At 51.1% G+C, this 18,677-nt stretch carries 17 protein-coding genes and 1 other RNA gene; 4 read left to right on the top strand and 14 right to left on the bottom strand.

Features of this window, described 5'->3' with window-relative positions:
* Position 1 precedes the first annotated feature (1 nt).
* From ubiH to A7K98_RS04160, 3 genes are read right to left on the bottom strand one after another with little or no spacing between them, the layout of a single operon-like run.
* Positions 2-1,180, bottom strand: coding sequence for a 2-octaprenyl-6-methoxyphenyl hydroxylase (gene ubiH, locus A7K98_RS04170; protein ID WP_087487439.1), 1,179 nt, complete (start codon positions 1,178-1,180; stop codon positions 2-4).
* An 18-nt stretch (positions 1,181-1,198) separates the two neighbouring features.
* Complete coding sequence (pepP, locus tag A7K98_RS04165) at positions 1,199-2,527, bottom strand: Xaa-Pro aminopeptidase (protein ID WP_087487438.1); 1,329 nt, start codon at positions 2,525-2,527, stop codon at positions 1,199-1,201.
* A 43-nt stretch (positions 2,528-2,570) separates the two neighbouring features.
* Positions 2,571-3,149: a YecA/YgfB family protein gene (locus A7K98_RS04160; RefSeq protein WP_087487437.1), complete on the bottom strand. Its 579-nt coding sequence runs from the start codon at positions 3,147-3,149 to the stop codon at positions 2,571-2,573.
* A gap of 165 nt (positions 3,150-3,314) precedes the next feature.
* Between A7K98_RS04160 and zapA the strand changes: the two genes are divergently transcribed.
* The 3 genes from zapA to A7K98_RS04140 all read left to right on the top strand — a co-directional run bounded on the left by zapA (position 3,315) and on the right by A7K98_RS04140 (position 4,903).
* The gene (zapA, locus tag A7K98_RS04155) at positions 3,315-3,644 is read left to right on the top strand and encodes a cell division protein ZapA (RefSeq protein WP_038018096.1); all 330 of its coding nucleotides are present in this window, start codon (positions 3,315-3,317) and stop codon (positions 3,642-3,644) included.
* A 39-nt stretch (positions 3,645-3,683) separates the two neighbouring features.
* Positions 3,684-3,868: non-coding RNA, 6S RNA (gene ssrS / locus A7K98_RS04150), on the top strand.
* Positions 3,869-4,279: 411 nt separating this feature from the next.
* A complete protein-coding gene (locus A7K98_RS04140; RefSeq protein WP_087487435.1) occupies positions 4,280-4,903 on the top strand; it encodes a 5-formyltetrahydrofolate cyclo-ligase in 624 nt (207 codons plus the stop codon).
* 168 nt (positions 4,904-5,071) lie between these two features.
* On the opposite strand, the gene serA is transcribed toward A7K98_RS04140, so the two are convergent.
* Both serA and rpiA read right to left on the bottom strand, forming a co-directional pair.
* Positions 5,072-6,310: a phosphoglycerate dehydrogenase gene (gene serA, locus A7K98_RS04135; protein ID WP_087487434.1), complete on the bottom strand. Its 1,239-nt coding sequence runs from the start codon at positions 6,308-6,310 to the stop codon at positions 5,072-5,074.
* Positions 6,311-6,546: 236 nt separating this feature from the next.
* Positions 6,547-7,212: a ribose-5-phosphate isomerase RpiA gene (gene rpiA / locus A7K98_RS04130; protein ID WP_087487433.1), complete on the bottom strand. Its 666-nt coding sequence runs from the start codon at positions 7,210-7,212 to the stop codon at positions 6,547-6,549.
* A 190-nt stretch (positions 7,213-7,402) separates the two neighbouring features.
* Here rpiA and A7K98_RS04125 point away from each other — a divergent pair, with 190 nt between their 5' ends.
* Positions 7,403-8,338, top strand: a complete 936-nt coding sequence (locus A7K98_RS04125; RefSeq protein ID WP_087490354.1) for a LysR family transcriptional regulator ArgP — start codon at positions 7,403-7,405, stop codon at positions 8,336-8,338.
* 17 nt (positions 8,339-8,355) lie between these two features.
* Here A7K98_RS04125 and A7K98_RS04120 read toward each other — a convergent pair whose 3' ends face one another.
* The 9 genes from A7K98_RS04120 to tkt all read right to left on the bottom strand — a co-directional run bounded on the left by A7K98_RS04120 (position 8,356) and on the right by tkt (position 18,276).
* The gene (locus A7K98_RS04120; RefSeq protein ID WP_087487432.1) at positions 8,356-9,093 is read right to left on the bottom strand and encodes an oxidative stress defense protein; all 738 of its coding nucleotides are present in this window, start codon (positions 9,091-9,093) and stop codon (positions 8,356-8,358) included.
* 99 nt (positions 9,094-9,192) lie between these two features.
* On the bottom strand, positions 9,193-9,822 hold the full coding sequence (locus A7K98_RS04115) for a LysE family transporter (protein WP_087487431.1): 630 nt from the start codon (positions 9,820-9,822) through the stop codon (positions 9,193-9,195).
* A 147-nt stretch (positions 9,823-9,969) separates the two neighbouring features.
* Complete coding sequence (gene mscS, locus A7K98_RS04110; RefSeq protein WP_087487430.1) at positions 9,970-10,839, bottom strand: small-conductance mechanosensitive channel MscS; 870 nt, start codon at positions 10,837-10,839, stop codon at positions 9,970-9,972.
* A gap of 180 nt (positions 10,840-11,019) precedes the next feature.
* Positions 11,020-11,886: an NAD(P)-dependent oxidoreductase gene (locus A7K98_RS04105; protein ID WP_087487429.1), complete on the bottom strand. Its 867-nt coding sequence runs from the start codon at positions 11,884-11,886 to the stop codon at positions 11,020-11,022.
* Between the two features lie 16 nt (positions 11,887-11,902).
* The gene (locus tag A7K98_RS04100) at positions 11,903-12,220 is read right to left on the bottom strand and encodes an EthD family reductase (RefSeq protein WP_087487428.1); all 318 of its coding nucleotides are present in this window, start codon (positions 12,218-12,220) and stop codon (positions 11,903-11,905) included.
* Positions 12,221-12,564: 344 nt separating this feature from the next.
* The gene (gene fbaA / locus A7K98_RS04095; protein ID WP_087487427.1) at positions 12,565-13,644 is read right to left on the bottom strand and encodes a class II fructose-bisphosphate aldolase; all 1,080 of its coding nucleotides are present in this window, start codon (positions 13,642-13,644) and stop codon (positions 12,565-12,567) included.
* 86 nt (positions 13,645-13,730) lie between these two features.
* Positions 13,731-14,894, bottom strand: coding sequence for a phosphoglycerate kinase (gene pgk, locus A7K98_RS04090; protein ID WP_087487426.1), 1,164 nt, complete (start codon positions 14,892-14,894; stop codon positions 13,731-13,733).
* A 50-nt stretch (positions 14,895-14,944) separates the two neighbouring features.
* Positions 14,945-15,964 (bottom strand): erythrose-4-phosphate dehydrogenase, encoded by a 1,020-nt coding sequence (gene epd / locus A7K98_RS04085; protein ID WP_087487425.1) that lies wholly within the window; start codon positions 15,962-15,964, stop codon positions 14,945-14,947.
* Between the two features lie 320 nt (positions 15,965-16,284).
* Positions 16,285-18,276: a transketolase gene (gene tkt / locus A7K98_RS04080; RefSeq protein ID WP_087493471.1), complete on the bottom strand. Its 1,992-nt coding sequence runs from the start codon at positions 18,274-18,276 to the stop codon at positions 16,285-16,287.
* Positions 18,277-18,677 lie beyond the last annotated feature (401 nt).

Raw genomic sequence — 18,677 nt, 5'->3', positions numbered from 1 at the left:
ATTAACGTTTTACCCAGCCCAGAGTCCGTCCGGCCAGTTGATGTTTAAGCCACGGCAGTTTACCCATGACGCTTAACCCGGCATTGCGGCCGATAATTAACGGCAGGTCCTGATTAGAAAATAACCTGACCAGTCCGTCGGTAATAGCGACCGTTTTCCGCCGATCCGGCAGACGCCGCTGGCGGTACTGATCCAGTACCTGATAACTGCCAATATCCTGGCCTGCGGCCTGAGCCTGAGCTACGGTTTCGGCCAGGGTCATCACATCGCGCAGGCCGAGGTTAAACCCCTGCCCGGCAATGGGATGAAGTGTCTGTGCGGCATTCCCCACCAGTGCCAGCCGGTGGCGGGTAATCTCAGTCGCCTGCTGTAATACCAGCGGATAATAATCGCGTTTACCACAATGCAGAAACCGCCCCTGACGCCAGCCAAAAGCCTGTTGCAGATGTTCAAGAAATTGCTGTTCACTCCACTGCCGAACCTCATCACGGTGTTCCACCGGGAGGCTCCAGACCAGCGAGAAACGATTTCCGGACATCGGTAACAGTGCCAGTGGCCCGTCGGTGGTAAAACGCTCATAAGCACGGCCCCGGGGAGGCTCACTGGTGGTCACATTAGCGATGACTGCCAGCTGCTGATAATCCTCTTTTTGCCAGTCAACACCACAGCCTGACGCCAGCGACGATCCTGAACCATTTGCCACCACCAGCATACTGCCGGTAAGTTGCTGGCCGTTATCCAGGCTGACTGTCACCTGTTCTGCTTTGCGCTGAACTTCTGTGACCTGAGCTGGGCAAACCACCGTAACACCCCGGGCTTTTTTTAGCCGCTCAAACAGCCGCTGACCTGCTTCATGCAGTTCAATGACATTACCCAGCGCCGGCACCCCGTATTCACGCTGGCTAATCCCCACATAACCCGGATGTCCGCGATCACTGACATGAATATCAGTGATCGGAGTCGCGCAGTCAGCTAAAGAAGGCCAGACGCCAATATTCTGCAGTTGCTGACAAGTACCAGCAGCCAGTGCAATGGCCCGGCCGTCAAAACCGGGATGGCCACGCTCACCCGGCGTTGTCGCTTCAATCAGAGTGACAGGAAGTTTTCCATCGGTCAGGTAAGAAACGGCCAGTGCCAGTGTTGCACCGGTCATTCCTCCCCCCGCAATTATCATGCTCATGCTGACGTATTTTACCCGTTACTGGTGTGACTGTCTGGCCGCGGCCATCAGTGCTTCAATATCATCCGCTGTTTTTACTACAGTATCAGTCAGGTTTTCATGACCGTGCTCAGTAATCAGGATATCGTCTTCAATTCTTATACCAATTCCGCGATATTGTGCAGGAACATCGGCATCCGGTGCAATGTAAAGCCCCGGCTCAACAGTCAGTACCATGCCAGGTTCCAGCAATCGCTCACGGGAAGGTGAACCGTAGTCACCAACATCGTGCACATCCAGCCCCATCCAGTGACCCAGCCCGTGCATATAAAACTGTCGATGGGCATTTTCAGCAATCAGGGTATCCACATCTCCCTGCATCACGCCCAGCGCCACCAGGCCGGTCACCATTATCCGTATGACCTGATCATTGACTTCACGGATACTGATGCCGGGCCGGTAGACCGACAAGGCGTGTTCCAGAGAGGCCAGTACAATGTCATAAATCTGTCGTTGTGCCGGGCTGAAACGACCGTTCACCGGGAACGTTCTGGTAATGTCACCGGCATAACCATAGAGTTCACATCCGGCATCAATCAGTACTAAATCACCGTCGCGTAACTCGCTCTCATTTTCGGTGTAGTGCAGAATGCAGCCATTTTCACCACCGCCCACGATAGTGTTATACGAGGCAAACCGGGATCCGTGGCGACTGAACTCATGCAGGATTTCGCCTTCCAGCTGATATTCAAACATCCCCGGACGGCAGGTTTCCATCGCGCGTTGGTGCGCTAACGCCGAAATTTTTCCGGTTTTACGCAGAATGGCTATCTCTTCGGCATCTTTAAACAGCCGCATTTCATGGACCCACGGCCGCCAGTCGGTGATGGTTGACGGGGCATGCAGGTTCTGCCGGCTGCCGTTGCGCAGAGTCCCGAGTGCCGCAGACAATTTCAGGTCAGCAAACGGATACTCTCCCGGTGCGTGATAGATAACATCCAGACCATTCAGCAACTGTGAGAGTTGTTGGTCCAGGTCATCCCAGGGCAGCGCCTTATCGACACCCAGTTTTTCCGGGGCGGCTTGTTGCCCCAGACGACGGCCAAACCAGATTTCGGCATTCAGATCACGAACACGGTTAAACAGTACACTGTGATTATGATTTTCATCGCTTTTAATCAATACCAGCAACGCTTCCGGCTCGTTAAATCCGGTGAAATACCAGAAATCACTGTTCTGGCGAAACAGATATTCAGTGTCACGGCTGCGGGTGACTTCCGGGGCTGCAAAGATTAAGGCGGCACTACCGGGCACCATTTTGGCCAGTAATGACTGGCGACGTTGTTGATAATTTTCCAGAGTAATCACAATCAGGCTCCCTGTTTACCCGGCGACTACGCACGGGAATTGATTAATGCAACGTGGGTTTCTGTACTTCCGGTGCTGTTGGTTGTGGATGATTAAAGGTTTCGTAGCACAGTACCGCAGCTACCCTTACGTATTCCAACACTTCTTCCAGCGATTGCTCCAGCTCTTCCTGATCTTCATCTTCATCGTACCCCAACTGTGCGATGGTACGCAGATCATCAATGGCTTCACCGGTTTCGCCGGTCACTTTATCCAGTTTAGGCTGAGTCACTCCCAGCCCCAGCAGGAAGTGATTGACCCAGCCGGCCAGCGCATCAGCACGTTCAAACACGCTGGTTTTACTTTCATCGGGCATTAATAAGCGGAACATAAAGCCGTCATCTTCCAGCGTTTGCTGAACTGAGTCACGTAGTTGCTGTAATGGCTGTGACAGGGCCTGGGAAAAAGCCATACCGTCGTTCGCCAGGTCATGGACCAGGGTTTTCCAGCTGTGATCCTGATTGCCGCCACAGATTATGCCGCTGATCAGACCGTGCATCTCTGACGCGGTCATACCTACGCCCTGCAACGACAAGGTGGCAGATAAGGCTTCAAAAGAAGGTAGTGCGTTCTGTAAGGACATAGTTATTCATCAATGTTGGAGAGTTAAGTTCATGGTATGCTACCACTAGCAGCCTGAAGGATTCCAGAAAAGGGGTTGTAAGTTATTATTCAGGCCTATATAGTGGCCCCCGTTCCCCGATATAAAGCATCGGAAGCGGGTAATGTAATCAGTCAGGAAGGTGGCATGTCTGCGCAACCAGTAGATATTCAGATATTTGGTCGTTCGTTAAGAGTTAATTGTCCGCCGGAACAGCAGGAAGCGTTAACTGCGGCAGCAGCTGACCTTGACCAGCGCTTACAGGACCTGAAAGTCCGAACCCGGGTAAACAACACCGAACAGTTGGTGTTTATCGCTGCGTTAAACATCTGTCATGAGTTAGCGCAGGAAAAGAACAAGACCCGTGATTACGCATCGAATATGGAACAACGTATTCGTATGTTACAGCAGACTATTGAGCAGGCTTTAGTCGAGCAGGGTCGGATCACTGATCGTCAGGGTCCAAAATTCGAATAACACTTTATGGAACCTGTGCTAAACTAACCATGAAGTAAATTTTCTCTGGGATGTTTGTGAACGGGCCAGTCCCCTGAGCCGATATTTCATACCAAACAGAATGTGGCGCTTCATTAACTGTGCGCATGCCCGGTCCGTCCGGGAAGCCTAATGATAATGACGACATGTTCACCTTGAACCAAGGGTTCAAGGGTTACAGCCTGTAGCGGCATCCCGGAGATCTCCCCTTTTGTACTCCTGATTACTGTACACCTGGTTAGCAATACTCATCTGAAGAACCGTGAAGTACTATGATGAAGTACCATCATCTGGCAGCATCAGGCACAATTCTGAAGCACTGATAAGCACTACTGATTCTTAGTTTCATTTCTCTGATCTCAATAAGCCTCTGATTTCGATATTTCTCTGATACAACAGAGTTCCGACGTTGTTGCGCGATAGCCTTGCAGGCGTCCGGTTTAGCGCTGACTGTTGCCGGAATCTCAGCCGTTTTTGCCTCTGCATTGTTACTTATCATTCCTGATAGTGAGTTTTGGTTTAACCTGAATGCGTTGAACCAGACTGCCGCTTTAAGCACGCTGACCATTCTGCCCGCTTCTGACTCTGTGTTAGAGTGGCTGACCCGCTAAATCATCATGGACAGCACTGTGACCCCCTTACCTGACAATCAACGCCAGCAGATCCGTAGCGAAATCCGCCGCCGCCGCAAAGCCCTGAGCGATGATCAACAACGGCTGGCAGCACAACAGGCGGCCCAACAGGCGCTCAGTTTTCCGCCGTTGACTCAGGCAAATAAAGTGGCGGTGTTTCTGTCGGTAGATGGTGAGCTGGATACCCGCCCGCTGATCGAATTGCTGTGGCAGAGAGGCCAGCAGGTTTATTTGCCGGTTCTGCATCCGTTTTCAGCCGGTAATTTGCTGTTTATTCGCTACCTGCCGGAAACCCCGCTGACGCCTAACCGGCTGCGGATCCCTGAACCTCCGTTAGATATCCGTCAGATGGCCACTCTGGACGAATTAGAGGTTATTCTGGTGCCACTGGTGGCGTTTGATGTTCACGGGCAACGGCTGGGGATGGGCGGAGGATATTACGATCGGACACTTCAGCACTGGCAACAACATGGCTGCCTGCCAGCCGGCTATGCCCATAACTGTCAACAGGTCGGGGAGTTGCCGGTAGCAGGCTGGGATATCCCGCTACCGGCGCTGATTACCCCGGATAAGGTGTGGCAGTGGCCAACCGGTCGCAACAGCTTCTGACAACAGCCAGACTAAACACCGAATCCGGTCCAGAAAACAGGTCATCGCGACATCAGCAGCCAGCGTAATTCACTTACCTGCAACCGGCCGATAAAAAAAGGGAAAAGCCAGGCTTTTCCCTTGTTTATCGCGGGGCGAAAGTCATCCCACGGTGTTGTCAGTCAATGATTAGTACAGCAGACGGGCACGCAGTGTTCCCTGAATACCTTTCATTGCTTCCAGAGCTTTATCCGCAACTTCCTGCGGAGCATCGATATCGATAACCACATAACCCATATACGGGGTAGTCTGCAGATACTGACCCATGATGTTGATGCCCTGCTCCGCAAAAATCTGGTTAATTGCGGTCAGTACACCCGGACGGTTTTCATGGATATGCAACAGACGGCTGGCACTGGCAGCATGGGCTGGCAGAGAGACTTCCGGGAAATTAACCGCTGACAGGGTAGAACCATTGTCAGAGTATTTGATTAATTTACCTGAGACTTCCAGGCCGATATTTTCCTGAGCTTCCTCGGTAGAACCGCCGATATGTGGCGTCAGGATCACGTTATCAAACTCACACAGCGGAGAGATAAACGGATCGCTGTTCGTCGCAGGTTCGACCGGGTAAACATCGATGGCAGCCCCACCGACATGTTTGCTGGCCAGAGCTTCACACAACGCCGGGATATCGATAACAGTTCCGCGTGAGGCATTGATCAACAATCCGCCTTTTTTCATCGCGGCCAGTTCTTCAGCACCAATCATATTTTGGGTGTTCGGTGTTTCAGGAACATGCAGAGTGACCACATCGCTCATTGCCAGCAGGTCGTGCAATCCTTTCACCTGAGTGGCATTACCTAACGGCAGTTTGTCTTCCACATCATAGAAGAACACATGCATACCCAGGCTTTCCGCCAACACTCCCAGCTGCATGCCGATATGACCGTAACCCACGATCCCCAGTTTTTTACCACGGGCTTCGAAGGAACCTTTGGCATTTTTATTCCAGATACCACGGTGAGCTTTGGCATTGGCTTCAGGAATTCCACGCAGCAACAGCAGCAGTTCACCAATCACCAGTTCTGCCACAGAACGAGTGTTTGAGAACGGTGCATTAAATACCGGAATACCACGTTTACCGGCAGCATCCAGATCAACCTGGTTGGTTCCGATACAGAAGCAGCCGACAGCGACCAGTTTTTCGGCCGCAGCGAAAACTTCTTCGGTTAACTGGGAACGGGAACGGATACCGATAAAGTGCGCATCACGAATCGACTCTTTCAGGGCTTCAGTATCCAGCGCTCCTTTGTGGAATTCGATGTTGGTGTAACCTGCTGCGCGTAAATTATCCAGTGCTGTCTGATGGACACCTTCCACCAGCAGGAACTTAATTTTATCTTTCTCGAGTGATACCTTTGCCATTGCCCGACCTTATGGTTAACGATAATGAGAGGAATATAAGAATTTCTTCTGTCAACATAACAAATATTACGCTGCGGGCAACAGAAACCGATTGCCCTGGCAGCATGCCCGACAGTGGGCTTCAGCAGATTGCGGGGAAAATCAGATTCTCCACCCTGCCGGAAAGCAGATTTTATCAAGGGTTGACTAAACTGTGATATAAATCACTAAAATCAGCGATAAAAAAAAGACGACACTCAGTCGTCTTTAGTCAGTGTAATCACGCCGTTATCGGTACCAATCAACGCCACATCAGCCCCCCTGGCAGCAAACAGTCCTACTGTTACTACACCCGGCAGTGCATTAATCATAATTTCCAGTTCGCGTGGATTTACGATACTCAGATTATGAACATCGAGAATAATATTACCGTTATCAGTCAGCACATTCTGACGATACTCCGGCAGTCCCCCCATTTTGACTAACTGACGGGCTACATAAGATCTTGCCATCGGAATGACTTCAACCGGCAGGGGAAAACGTCCCAGTACATCGACCTGTTTAGTGTCATCAGCAATACAGATAAATTTATCCGCCACTGCGGCGACAATTTTTTCACGGGTCAGTGCGGCCCCGCCACCTTTGATCATTTGCATCTGCGGGTTAATTTCATCTGCACCATCAACATACACCGACAAACGATCGATAGTATTCAGGTCAAAAACCTGAATTCCATAGCTAAGTAATTTTTCTGTCGAGGCTTCGGAGCTGGAAACCGCTCCTTCGATGTCATGTTTTATTGTCGCTAATGCATCGATAAAATGGGCTGCAGTGGTGCCGGTACCTACACCGACCACTGTTCCCGGCTGAACATACTTCAGTGCTGCCCAGCCTACCGCTTTTTTAAGTTCATCCCGGCTCATGATATGTTTAAACCTGTGCGCTCTGTTCGTTGGCGTAGTATAAAACAAGCAGCAGGAAAAAAAATTAATGTTGCTGCCGGATTGCGTGGATTCTATTGCGAACCGCAAATTTTTTCTGACAATGCGGCTTACAGCACAAAGCAAACACTATAATGCAGGATACGTCCCCCCTGAAGCAGAGAGCAAAACTATGAAACGCCCGGATTACCGAACCCTTCAGGCCCTGGATGCAGTTATTCGCGAGCGCGGCTTTGAACGTGCCGCACAAAAACTTTGTATTACCCAGTCTGCAGTATCGCAGCGAATTAAACAGCTTGAGAATCTGTTTGGCCAACCGTTACTGGTGCGCACTGTACCGCCACGCCCGACCGAACAGGGCCAGAAGTTACTGGCGTTACTGCATCAGGTTGAAATGCTGGAAGAACAGTGGCTGGCCGATGAAACCGGAGGCAGTACACCGCTGTTGCTGTCAATTGCGGTCAACGCCGACAGTCTGGCAACCTGGCTGTTACCCGCCCTGAAAGATGTGCTGGCAGACTCACCGGTACGTCTGAACTTACAGGTAGAAGATGAAAGCCGCACTCAGGAACGCTTACGGCGGGGTGAAGTAGTAGGTGCCGTCAGTATCCAGCCTCAGGCCCTGCCCAGCTGTCTTGTCGATCAGCTCGGTGCACTCGATTATCTGTTTGTTGCGTCGCCGGAATTCGCCAAACGCTATTTCCCAAACGGAGTCACCCGTTCTGCACTGCTGAAAGCTCCGGCGGTCGCGTTCGACCACCTGGATGATATGCATCAGGCTTTCCTGCAGCAATATTTCGATTTACCACCGGGCAGTGTTCCCTGTCATATCGTCAATTCGTCCGAAGCCTTTGTTCAGTTGGCCAGACAAGGTTCAGTCTGTTGTATGATCCCACATCTGCAGATTGGTGGTGAATTAGCCCGCGGCGAGCTGGTTGATTTAACCCCCGGGCTTTATCAACGGCGGATGCTGTACTGGCACCGTTTTGCCCCTGAAAGCCGGTTAATGCGACGGGTAACTGACGCGCTACTGGAACATGGCCACGGAGTATTACGACAGGACGATTTCCCGGCCAGTGACAATTCTCCCACCGGCCAGGCTCGCTAACCCCCCTGCCCGCGACGTTAGTTCGTCGCTGCAGGTTGTGGTTTCAGTTCAAATACCACGTTCAGCTCGTCATCAAAATTAATGCTCTGCTGTTGATAGGTTTCCTGCGGGGTGGTATCTGCGCTGGCTTTTGCCAGAGCATACATCCGCATCACCGGCTGTGGACGGGCATTCTCTGTATGATACTGAATGCTCCAGACTGGCCCCAGTTCTGCATGGAAACCGGCGGCCAGAACCTGAGCCTGACTAATCGCATCTTTAATCGCTTCCTGCCGGGCCTGCTGTTGATAACGGGCAGCATCCGCTACCCCGGGAGTGACTGAACGGATTTCATTCAGACCACCTTTCAGTGCACCATCCAGCAGATCATTGAGTTTATCAATATTCCTCACTGTAACCGTCACCTGGCGGGTCGCCTGATAACCCGTTAGCTGAGGTTTCCCCTGCTTGCTGTAATCATATTGCGGCTGGGTACTGATATTGGCTGCATCGATATCTTTATTCTCAATCCCCTGGCTGTGCAGAAAATCAAAATATTTTGCGACCCGTGCATCCACCTGTTTTTTAGCATCAGCAGCCTGTTGCGCTGTCAGCTGTACCACAATGCTGAGGGTCGCCATATCCGGCTTTGCCTGAACCGAAGCATGACCGGAGGTGGAGATATGCGGTGAGTCCGGTACTTCTCCGGCCAGCGCCGCTAGTGAGGTTAAACTTCCCGCCAGAATGGCAGGGATAACGATCTGAAATAATTTCACGGTAAGGGTTCCCTGTCTGCAATTTATCGCCTGAGATTACAGGCAATACTGGCAAATTGGAGTGGGCTGCCGTCTGAAAGTTCGTCGTCAGACACAGTTTTACAATGCGCCACGCAGCATAGCGACGCCTTCGCTACCCAGTCTGATGGCCAGATAAAACATCATGGCGGCGACCAGCAGATTAATCACCTGCTGGGTACGCCCCTGCTTAAGCCACGGAGACAACCCGCTGGCCAGCAATGCCAGAGCATAAAACCAGACCACCGATGCTGTTACAGCCCCCAGAACAAACCACACCCGGGACTCTGCCGGAACCTGGCTTCCCAGGCTACCGAGCACCACAAAGGTGTCCAGGTAGACATGAGGATTAAGCCAGGTAACCGCAATTAAGGTCAGCAGGATTTTAAACCGCTGTTGCTGAACAGATTGCGAATCATTCCCTGCCACTGCCGGACGCAAGGCCTGGCGTAAGGTTCCCCATCCATACCACAACAGAAAGGCACAACCCGCCCAGGTGATAAACTGCAGCGCCAGCGGTGAGTGTTGCAGAACGGCACTGCCGCCAAATACCCCCGCGCAAATCAGCACCACATCACTCAGAATACAAAAGCTGGCCGCCATCAGGGCATAGCGGCGTAATATTCCCTGATTCAGAATCAGTGTATTTTGTGGCCCCAACGGCAGGATAAGCGCCGCCCCAAGGGTAATTCCTTGTAAATAGAATAACATAGAGTGTTCTCCGGCAATCAATGCGCAGAGTCTGGCGATTTTTCAGCAGAAAGTGAAATGGAAAGAACTTATCAGTAATTAGGAAAATTAATCAGGCGGGGAAAATCGGGGCCTGCCAGTGATATTTACACTGGCAGGCAGAGATGTTTACGCTTTTTCTTCAGCCCTTGCCGCCGGAGGATTGATGATATGCACATCCATCTGCGGATAAGGAATACCAATACTGTTGGCATCCAGCGCCCGTTTAAAGGCAGCCATCAGATCCCAGTAAGTCTGAGTCTGATCGTTATAAGTGGTCCAGCAACGGACAATCACATTCAGTGTTGATGCGCCCATTTCATTCAGCGCCACCACGATCGGTTTGTCTTTAATGACACGCTGTTCAGCTTCGACCACCTGACGTAATACCGTAAAGACCTGATCAATATCCGCATCGTACGATACACCAATAATGAAATGGCTACGGCTTAGAGGTTCACGATTATAGTTGATGATTTTGCTCGAGATAATTCCACCGTTAGGCACCACTACAATGTTGCCGTCGGAGGTACGCAGCGTAGTTGAGAAAATTTGCACACTCACCACGGTACCGGAGGCCCCGCCGATATCCACAAATTCACCCACGCGGAACGGACGGAAAGTCACCAGCAGTACACCTGCTGCAAAGTTTGACAGGGATCCCTGCAATGCCAGACCCACGGCTAAACCTACGGCACCCAATACCGCAATCACCGAAGCGGTCTGAACTCCGACGCGGCTCAGTGCGGCAATCAGCGTGAAGGCAATGATGACATAGCGCACCAGCACCGATAAAAAGTCGGCGACGGTTTGGTCAATACTGCGCGCCAGCAGGAGTTTGTTAAAGCCATTAGATAATACCCGGGCAATAATAAAACCAACAAACAAAATAGCCAGCGCCGCGGCAACGTTTACCGCATAGCTCAGTAACAGTTCCTGATTACGTGCCAGCCAACTGCCGGCATTGTGAATGCTGTCAACGACGTTTAAGTCTTGCATCGAATAATCCTGTAATAAATTCCCGAATGAAACCACAGAAGCTGATCTCTCAGCCACTCAGCGCAAAGGGTAAACAATAAATGGCAGATTGCCAAATCTGCCAGCGAATGAGCAGCCAATTTTAGGAAATTATTACCTGACCTTATCGGTTATTGAGATTTCTCAGTCTAAATGGCGGAATTATCCAGGTTTTTTAGGCTGACTGGAACGCAACGTGTAGTCTGCCATAATGGACCAGTCTCGCTCCCCGCCCCCAGCCTCAATAGCGCGTGACATTTGCTGATGGACTGCTGACAACATAGGTAATGGCGCTGCCAGTTGTGTCGCAGCTTCAGTGGCGAGATTGAGATCTTTCAATCCAAGATTAGCTTTAAAGCCGGGTACATATTCGCCTTCGGCAATCAGCTGAGAATAAACCTGGTAAGATCTCCCTCCAAACAGAGTGCCCAGAATCAGTTCAAAGAAGTCACTACGGGGTACTCCGTTTACATCAGTCAGAGCGACTGCCTCTGCCATTGCTTCAATAGACATCGCAATCATCATGTTACAGGCAATTTTGGCAGCATGAGCGGCAGGAGGATGATCCCCCAGAGACCATACTTTTCTGCCGATTGCCTGAAACAGCGGCTCAGCCCTGGCAATTAAATCCGGATCACCAGCCGCAAGGATATTCAGTTCCCCCCGGGCAGCAACATCCGGGCGGCCCAGTACCGGGGCCGCAATAAAGCCGATTCCAGCCTCACGATGGTAGTCTGTCAGTTGTTCTGACATAGCCACAGACAGTGTGGAACTGACGACATGAATTACCCCTGGCCGACACAGGCTGAAGAAATCACTGGCAAAGACCACTTCGCGAATTGCTGCATCATCAGACAGCATCGTCAGTACAGCATCAGTCTGGAATACTTCTGCCGGAGTTTTCACCGCTATAATCCCCGGCATAACATTGCCGGAACGGGTCCAGCATTTCACAGTGTGCCCTGCCGCCAGTAACCGGCCAGCAATTCCACGGCCCATAGCCCCTAATCCAATTAAGCCATACTCCATCACACACTCCTTCTGATTACAAAGATACGCCGCGAATGCGGGCAGGAATAAGATCGGTAAACTTCGGGACGTCCTGCATTACGCCGAGCACATCCTCGGCATTAAATGCCTGCTGAACAGCCTGTTCATCACGAAAAATGCATTCGCAAATTGCCAGAGTGCCGTTCTGTGAATGTGTCGGAAAGAAAGCACTGACACTCTCCAGACCGTACTGCTGCCATGCCTGCATGACCAGCGGCAGATGGTGCTCAGTGTAGTAAAGACGATCAAAACGGCTGTCGGCAGTGCCCTGGTAAGTAACATAGACGATAACCTGTGATGATAAATTGTGCATAGTAATTTCCGAAAAGCAGAGTGAATGTACCGGCGACAGGCCGGTGAATATTGCAGGGTTTATTTTGCTGTGATCGTTTCGGGGGCTGGTAGCAACTGCCTTAGCGATTTAATTACCGATCGGTACAAATTTAAGGCCAGAGCTTCCTGGTGTCAATTAATTTTATATCACTCGGTATAAAATAAGATTAATGATCCTGATAATGCTGTATATCGCTTAACGGGGTATCAGGCAGTCAGGCAGTCAGGCAGTCAGGCAGTCAGGCAGTCAGGCAGGATTTGAGCGCGGCTCAAAGGCAAAAAAAAGCCTGCCAGGCGGCAGGCTTTCTCTGACAACCTTAGTGGTTACAGGCGGTCGATAGCGTTAAGTTCTTTAAAAGCTTGTTCCAGACGAACAACCATTGAACTCTGAGCCGCACGTAACCAGACGCGAGGGTCATAGTATTTTTTGTTTGGCTTATCATCGCCTTCCGGGTTGCCCAGCTGTGACTGCAGGTAGCCTTCGTTCTTTTTGTAGAATTCCAGGATACCGTGCCAGTTGGCCCACTGTGTATCAGTATCGATGTTCATTTTAATCACACCGTAACCGATAGATTCTTTAATCTCTTCCGCAGAAGAACCAGAACCACCGTGGAATACGAAATTCAGAGAGTTATGTGGCAGGCCGTGTTTCTCGCTCACATAATCCTGAGAGTTACGCAGAATTTTTGGAGTCAGCTGAACGTTACCTGGTTTGTAAACACCATGAACGTTACCGAAGGATGCCGCAATGGTGAAGTTCGGGCTGATAGCATTCAGTTTGGTGTATGCATAATCAACATCTTCAGGCTGGGTATAAAGTGCGGAGTTATCCAGGTGTGAGTTATCTACACCATCTTCTTCACCACCAGTACAACCCAGTTCGATTTCCAGCGTCATACCCATTTTAGCCATTCGGGCCAGGTATTTACCGCTGATCTCGATATTTTCTTCCAACGGTTCTTCTGACAGGTCAATCATGTGAGAAGAGAACAGTGGTTTACCGGTTTTTGCAAAGTGCGCTTCACCTGCATCCAGCAGCCCGTCGATCCACGGCAGTAATTTCTTCGCGCAGTGGTCAGTATGCAGGATTACCGGCACACCATAGGCTTCTGCCATCAGATGCACGTGATGCGCACCGGCAATGGCTCCCATGATTGACGCGCCCTGAGGCTTGTCAGTTTTATAGCCTTTACCGGCAACAAAAGCAGCACCGCCGTTAGAGAACTGAATAATGACCGGCGCTTTGGCTTTCGCTGCAGCTTCCAGTACCGCATTGATGGAGTCACTGCCTACGCAGTTAACTGCTGGCAGAGCAAAGTGATTTTCTTTGGCTACTTTGAAGATTTTCTGTACATCTTCACCAGTAACTACACCAGGTTTTACGAAATCAAAAATTTTAGACATAACATTGTCCTGTTTCGTTGGCCGTAAACGGAAGCCCGTCAATCGGGCAAAATCGGTGCAGCCATCCGGCCACACCTGCTGCTGAATTACTGTTTTGCGCGCTCTTCCAGCATAGCAACTGCCGGAAGTTTTTTGCCTTCAACAAATTCCAGGAAAGCGCCGCCACCAGTGGAGATGTAAGAGATTTTGTTCTCAATCCCGAACAGGTCAATCGCGGCCAGAGTATCGCCACCACCGGCAACAGAGAATGCTTCGCTGTCAGCAATCGCATTTGCAACGATCTCGGTACCTTTACGGAAGTTAGGGAATTCAAATACCCCTACCGGACCATTCCACAGAATTGTTTTGGCTTCTTTAAGAATCTTCGCCATAGCCTGCGCTGTTTCATCACCGAAATCCATGATCTCTTCGTTGTCCTGAACTTCAGACACTTTTTTCACGGTAGCAGGTGCAGTTTCAGAAAACTCTGTACCTACACGGGAGTCGACAGGAACCGGAATACCATACTGATCGCGCAGTTTTCTCGCAGCGTCGACAAATTCTGGTTCGTACAGTGATTTACCGACGTTGTTATCGATAGCCACGAAGGTATTGGCGATACCACCACCCACAATCACCGTATCGGCAATATTGACCAGAGACTGCAGCACATCAAACTTGGTAGAAACTTTCGAACCACCCACCACAGCAACCATCGGACGAGCCGGGTTGCTCATTGCTTTACCCAGGGCTTCCAGTTCTGCAGACAGCAGTGGACCGGCGCAGGCGATTGGCGCAAATTTGCCGACGCCGTGAGTAGATGCCTGAGCACGGTGTGCGGTACCAAAAGCATCCATCACAAATACATCACACAGTGCCGCGTATTTTTTCGACAGGGTTTCGTCGTCTTTCTTCTCGCCCTTGTTGAAACGGACGTTTTCCAGCACCACCAGCTCACCGGCCTGTACATCGACACCATCCAGGTAGTCTTTTGCCAGTTTCACGCTGGTACCACTCAGTTTATCTTTCAGGTAGTTCACCACCGGCAACAGGGAGAATTCTTCGTTGTACTCACCTTCCGTCGGACGACCCAGATGCGAGGTCACCATCACTTTTGCACCCTGCTTCAGTGCCGATTCAATCGTTGGTAATGATGCACGAATACGGGCATCTGACGTTACTTTCCCTTCTTTTACCGGCACATTAAGATCGGCACGAATCAGTACACGTTTACCCGCAAGATCCAGATCGGTCATTTTAATTACAGACATGGTGAATCCTCTCGTTAACTCTCATATGTTTTGCCAGGCGCAAGCGCGCCTTACCTGAAATTACCTGCAGACATTGCTAACGTAGTATCCAGCATACGGTTAGCAAAGCCCCATTCGTTATCGCACCATACCAGGGTTTTCACCAGGTGCTGACCACTGACCCGGGTCTGAGTACCATCCACGATGGCGCTGTGCGGATCATGGTTAAAATCAACAGAAACTAACGGTAATTCCGTGTAGTCGACTATACCACGAAATACCCCGTGGGCAGCGTTTTGCAACACTGCATTAACTTCTGCGGCAGAGACTGCCGTTTCCAGCGTGACGCTCAAATCAATCGCCGTCACGTTAATCACGGGCACCCGAACGGCTATCGCTTCAAACCGATCCGAAAATTTCGGAAGTATCCGTGTAATCCCCGCCGCCAGTTTGGTATCGACCGGAATAATGGACTGGCTCGCGGCACGTGTCCGGCGCAAATCATCATGGTATGCGTCCAGAACCTGTTGATCGTGCATCGATGAGTGAATAGTAGTAACCGTTCCCGACACGATACTAAAAGCATCATCCAGCAATTTAATCACAGGAATAATACAGTTAGTGGTACAGGAAGCATTAGACACTATCCGGTCATCTTCCCGTAGCGCCTGATGATTAACTCCGTAGACCACGGTAGCATCCAGGTCATTGCCTCCGGGATGAGAGAACAATACCTTTTTAGCACCCGCCGCCAGGTGTGCTTCTCCATCAGCACGGCTGCCATATTTACCGGTACAGTCCAGCACAATATCGATATCCAGCTCAGACCACGGTAAATCTTTAATCAATGGTTCATGCAGCAGACGGATGGTGTCCCGGCCTACTTTCAGTAACTCATCTTCCAGCCGGACCTCATAAGCAAAGCGACCATGGCTGGTGTCGTATTTCAGTAAATGGGCAATCCCTTCACTGTCAGCCAGCTCATTGATTGCGATGACCGAAATTTCGGTATGACGTCCGCTTTCATATAGCGCCCGCAGCACACCCCGGCCAATACGTCCAAAACCATTAATAGCAATTCTGATGGTCATTTCACTACCATTACCTTAAACCGCCGCCACGGTACTTTCTGTTACCGTCACAGCCTCTGTCAGTCTGATTACAACAGCACAACAATCATTGATGGTGCCATTGAAGAAGCCCAACTGAAACGCTTCAGCTGAGAATAAATCATGCCTGGTCACACGGGAATGACTGAGATCAACTGTGATCTTAATATTTCGATCAGCTTCACATTTTTAACCAATGATTGTGCATAAATAAAACAGTTAGCCGGTTCCGGCTGCAGTTAAAAAAACAGCATGACAGGAATCTGCCATGCTGAGAGATTAACAGCTGACTCAAAATGCTGTTACAGGATGGCTTTTGCTTTCGCTACCACGTTATCCACGGTAAAGCCGAACTCTTTAAACAGCAGATCTGCCGGGGCAGACTCACCGAAAGTGGTCATCCCTACAATCGCACCTTTCAGGCCTGTGTATTTGAACCAGTAGTCGGCAATGCCTGCTTCCACTGCCACACGGGCGCTGACGGCCGCAGGCAGTACAGATTCACGGTAAGCCGCATCCTGTTTGTCGAAGGCATCGGTGGATGGCATAGAAACCACACGCACTTTACGTCCTTCAGCAGTCAGTTTGTCCGCCGCGTCCACCGCCAGAGAAACCTCTGAACCGGTGGCAATCAGGATCAGTTCCGGCTGGCCGTCGCTGTCTTTCAGGATATAACCGCCACGGGCCACGTTCGCCAGCTGCTCAGCACTGCGCGGCTGCTGGATCAGGTTCTGACGGGAGAAAATCAGCGCACTCGGGCCGTCCTGACGTTCAATCGCATATTTCCAGGCCACTGCAGATTCCACCTGGTCACACGGACGCCAGGTGCTCATGTTAGGCGTGGTACGCAGACTGGCCAGCTGTTCAACCGGCTGGTGAGTCGGGCCGTCTTCACCCAGACCGATAGAGTCATGGGTATACACCATGATCTGGCGGATTTTCATCAGTGCTGCCATACGCGCCGCATTACGGGCATATTCGACAAACATCAGGAAGGTCGCGGTGTACGGCAGGAAACCACCGTGCAGGGCCAGACCGTTGGCAATCGCGGTCATACCGAATTCACGGACACCGTAATGGATGTAGTTACCGGCCGGGTCTTCGTTAAGCGGTTTGGAGCCGGACCACATGGTCAGGTTACTTGGTGCCAGGTCAGCTGAGCCGCCCAGATATTCCGGCAGCAGTTTGCCGAAAGCTTCAATGGCATTCTGTGAGGCTTTACGGCTGGCGATATTTGCCGGATTTGCCTGCAGCTGCTCAACATATTTCTGAGATTCGGCCTGCCAGTTTGCCGGCAGCTGGCCGGTGGTACGACGCTGGTACTCTTTTGCCAGTTCAGGGAAGGCTTCGCGGTAAGCCGCAAATTTCTGGTTCCACGCCTGCTCTTTTTCCTGGCCGGCAGCCTTGGCATCCCAGGCTGCATAAATATCAGCAGGGATTTCAAACGGAGGGTAGTTCCAGCCCAGCTGTTTACGGGTCAGTGCAATTTCGTCATTACCCAGAGCCGCGCCGTGGGCATCATGAGTTCCGGCTTTGTTCGGTGAGCCGAAACCAATCACGGTTTTACACATCAGCAGTGACGGCTTGTCTGTTACGCTGCGGGCTTCTTCAATCGCTTGACGCACGGCTTCACTGTCGTGACCGTCGATTCCGCGGATTACGTGCCAGCCATAGGCTTCAAAGCGCAGTCCGGTGTCATCAGTAAACCAGCCGTCAACGTGACCATCGATAGAGATACCGTTGTCATCGTAGAACGCCATCAGTTTGCCGAGTTTCAGGGTACCTGCCAGTGAGCAGACTTCGTGAGAAATCCCTTCCATCATGCAGCCGTCGCCCATAAACACGTAAGTGTGGTGATCGACGATGTCATGGCCAGGGCGGTTAAACTGTGCAGCCAGGGTACGTTCAGCAATCGCGAAACCGACTGCATTGGCAATCCCCTGTCCCAGAGGTCCGGTGGTGGTTTCCACGCCCGGGGTGTAGCCGTATTCCGGGTGACCCGGGGTACGTGAGTGCAGCTGACGGAAGTTGGCCAGTTCCTGAATCGGCAGGTCGTAACCTGTCAGGTGCAGCAGGCTGTAAATCAGCATTGAGCCGTGGCCGTTAGACAGCACAAAGCGGTCGCGATCACTCCATGACGGGTTCTGCGGGTTATGGTTCAGGTAATCGCGCCATAACACTTCGGCAATATCCGCCATACCCATAGGGGCACCTGGATGGCCGGAATTGGCTTTCTGAACGGCATCCATACTGAGAGCGCGAATCGCGTTGGCGAGTTCTTTATGTGAGGGCATGTTTTAACTCCAGATCGGCAAGAAGCCTTCCCTGAGTGAAATTGGCTATTTCATTGAAAATCAACAATTATCAGGCAAGGCAGAAATACTTTACTCCCTAAATGTACATGAAAAACAGGGCAAAAGTATATGCCGCAGGCGGCGAATTGTGCGACTAAAGAGACTTCGGCGACAGATCTACCGCCTGAAGTAATGATCACGGAATATTTTCCGTTTAAACCCGCTTCACACCGGATAGTTACCAGTTGGCAGGGAATATTACGCTGAATAGCTCTGAAGCTATCCGCGGGCAAACAACCGTCTGCCGGCGACGGGTGAAGGAGAATGAATGGCGGTGCTGTTTTCAGATAACTCTGTCTGTGCAGCTATAGCTATCCGCCAGTGGGATCACGGTTCCACCG

The organism is Tatumella citrea, from assembly GCF_002163585.1.
GTDB classification, from domain to species: domain Bacteria; phylum Pseudomonadota; class Gammaproteobacteria; order Enterobacterales; family Enterobacteriaceae; genus Tatumella; species Tatumella citrea.
This window is presented reverse-complemented; position numbering and strand designations above follow the sequence as displayed.

What these genes read in the sequence shown, in the direction of transcription:
- ubiH (WP_087487439.1), bottom strand. Translation starts at nt 1,180, where the DNA reads ATGAGCATGATAATTGCGGGGGGAGGAATGACCGGTGCAACACTGGCA.
- A7K98_RS04160 (WP_087487437.1), bottom strand. Translation starts at nt 3,149, where the DNA reads ATGTCCTTACAGAACGCACTACCTTCTTTTGAAGCCTTATCTGCCACC.
- zapA (WP_038018096.1), top strand. Translation starts at nt 3,315, where the DNA reads ATGTCTGCGCAACCAGTAGATATTCAGATATTTGGTCGTTCGTTAAGA.
- A7K98_RS04140 (WP_087487435.1), top strand. Translation starts at nt 4,280, where the DNA reads ATGGACAGCACTGTGACCCCCTTACCTGACAATCAACGCCAGCAGATC.
- serA (WP_087487434.1), bottom strand. Translation starts at nt 6,310, where the DNA reads ATGGCAAAGGTATCACTCGAGAAAGATAAAATTAAGTTCCTGCTGGTG.
- rpiA (WP_087487433.1), bottom strand. Translation starts at nt 7,212, where the DNA reads ATGAGCCGGGATGAACTTAAAAAAGCGGTAGGCTGGGCAGCACTGAAG.
- A7K98_RS04125 (WP_087490354.1), top strand. Translation starts at nt 7,403, where the DNA reads ATGAAACGCCCGGATTACCGAACCCTTCAGGCCCTGGATGCAGTTATT.
- A7K98_RS04115 (WP_087487431.1), bottom strand. Translation starts at nt 9,822, where the DNA reads ATGTTATTCTATTTACAAGGAATTACCCTTGGGGCGGCGCTTATCCTG.
- mscS (WP_087487430.1), bottom strand. Translation starts at nt 10,839, where the DNA reads ATGCAAGACTTAAACGTCGTTGACAGCATTCACAATGCCGGCAGTTGG.
- A7K98_RS04105 (WP_087487429.1), bottom strand. Translation starts at nt 11,886, where the DNA reads ATGGAGTATGGCTTAATTGGATTAGGGGCTATGGGCCGTGGAATTGCT.
- A7K98_RS04100 (WP_087487428.1), bottom strand. Translation starts at nt 12,220, where the DNA reads ATGCACAATTTATCATCACAGGTTATCGTCTATGTTACTTACCAGGGC.
- fbaA (WP_087487427.1), bottom strand. Translation starts at nt 13,644, where the DNA reads ATGTCTAAAATTTTTGATTTCGTAAAACCTGGTGTAGTTACTGGTGAA.
- pgk (WP_087487426.1), bottom strand. Translation starts at nt 14,894, where the DNA reads ATGTCTGTAATTAAAATGACCGATCTGGATCTTGCGGGTAAACGTGTA.
- epd (WP_087487425.1), bottom strand. Translation starts at nt 15,964, where the DNA reads ATGACCATCAGAATTGCTATTAATGGTTTTGGACGTATTGGCCGGGGT.
- tkt (WP_087493471.1), bottom strand. Translation starts at nt 18,276, where the DNA reads ATGCCCTCACATAAAGAACTCGCCAACGCGATTCGCGCTCTCAGTATG.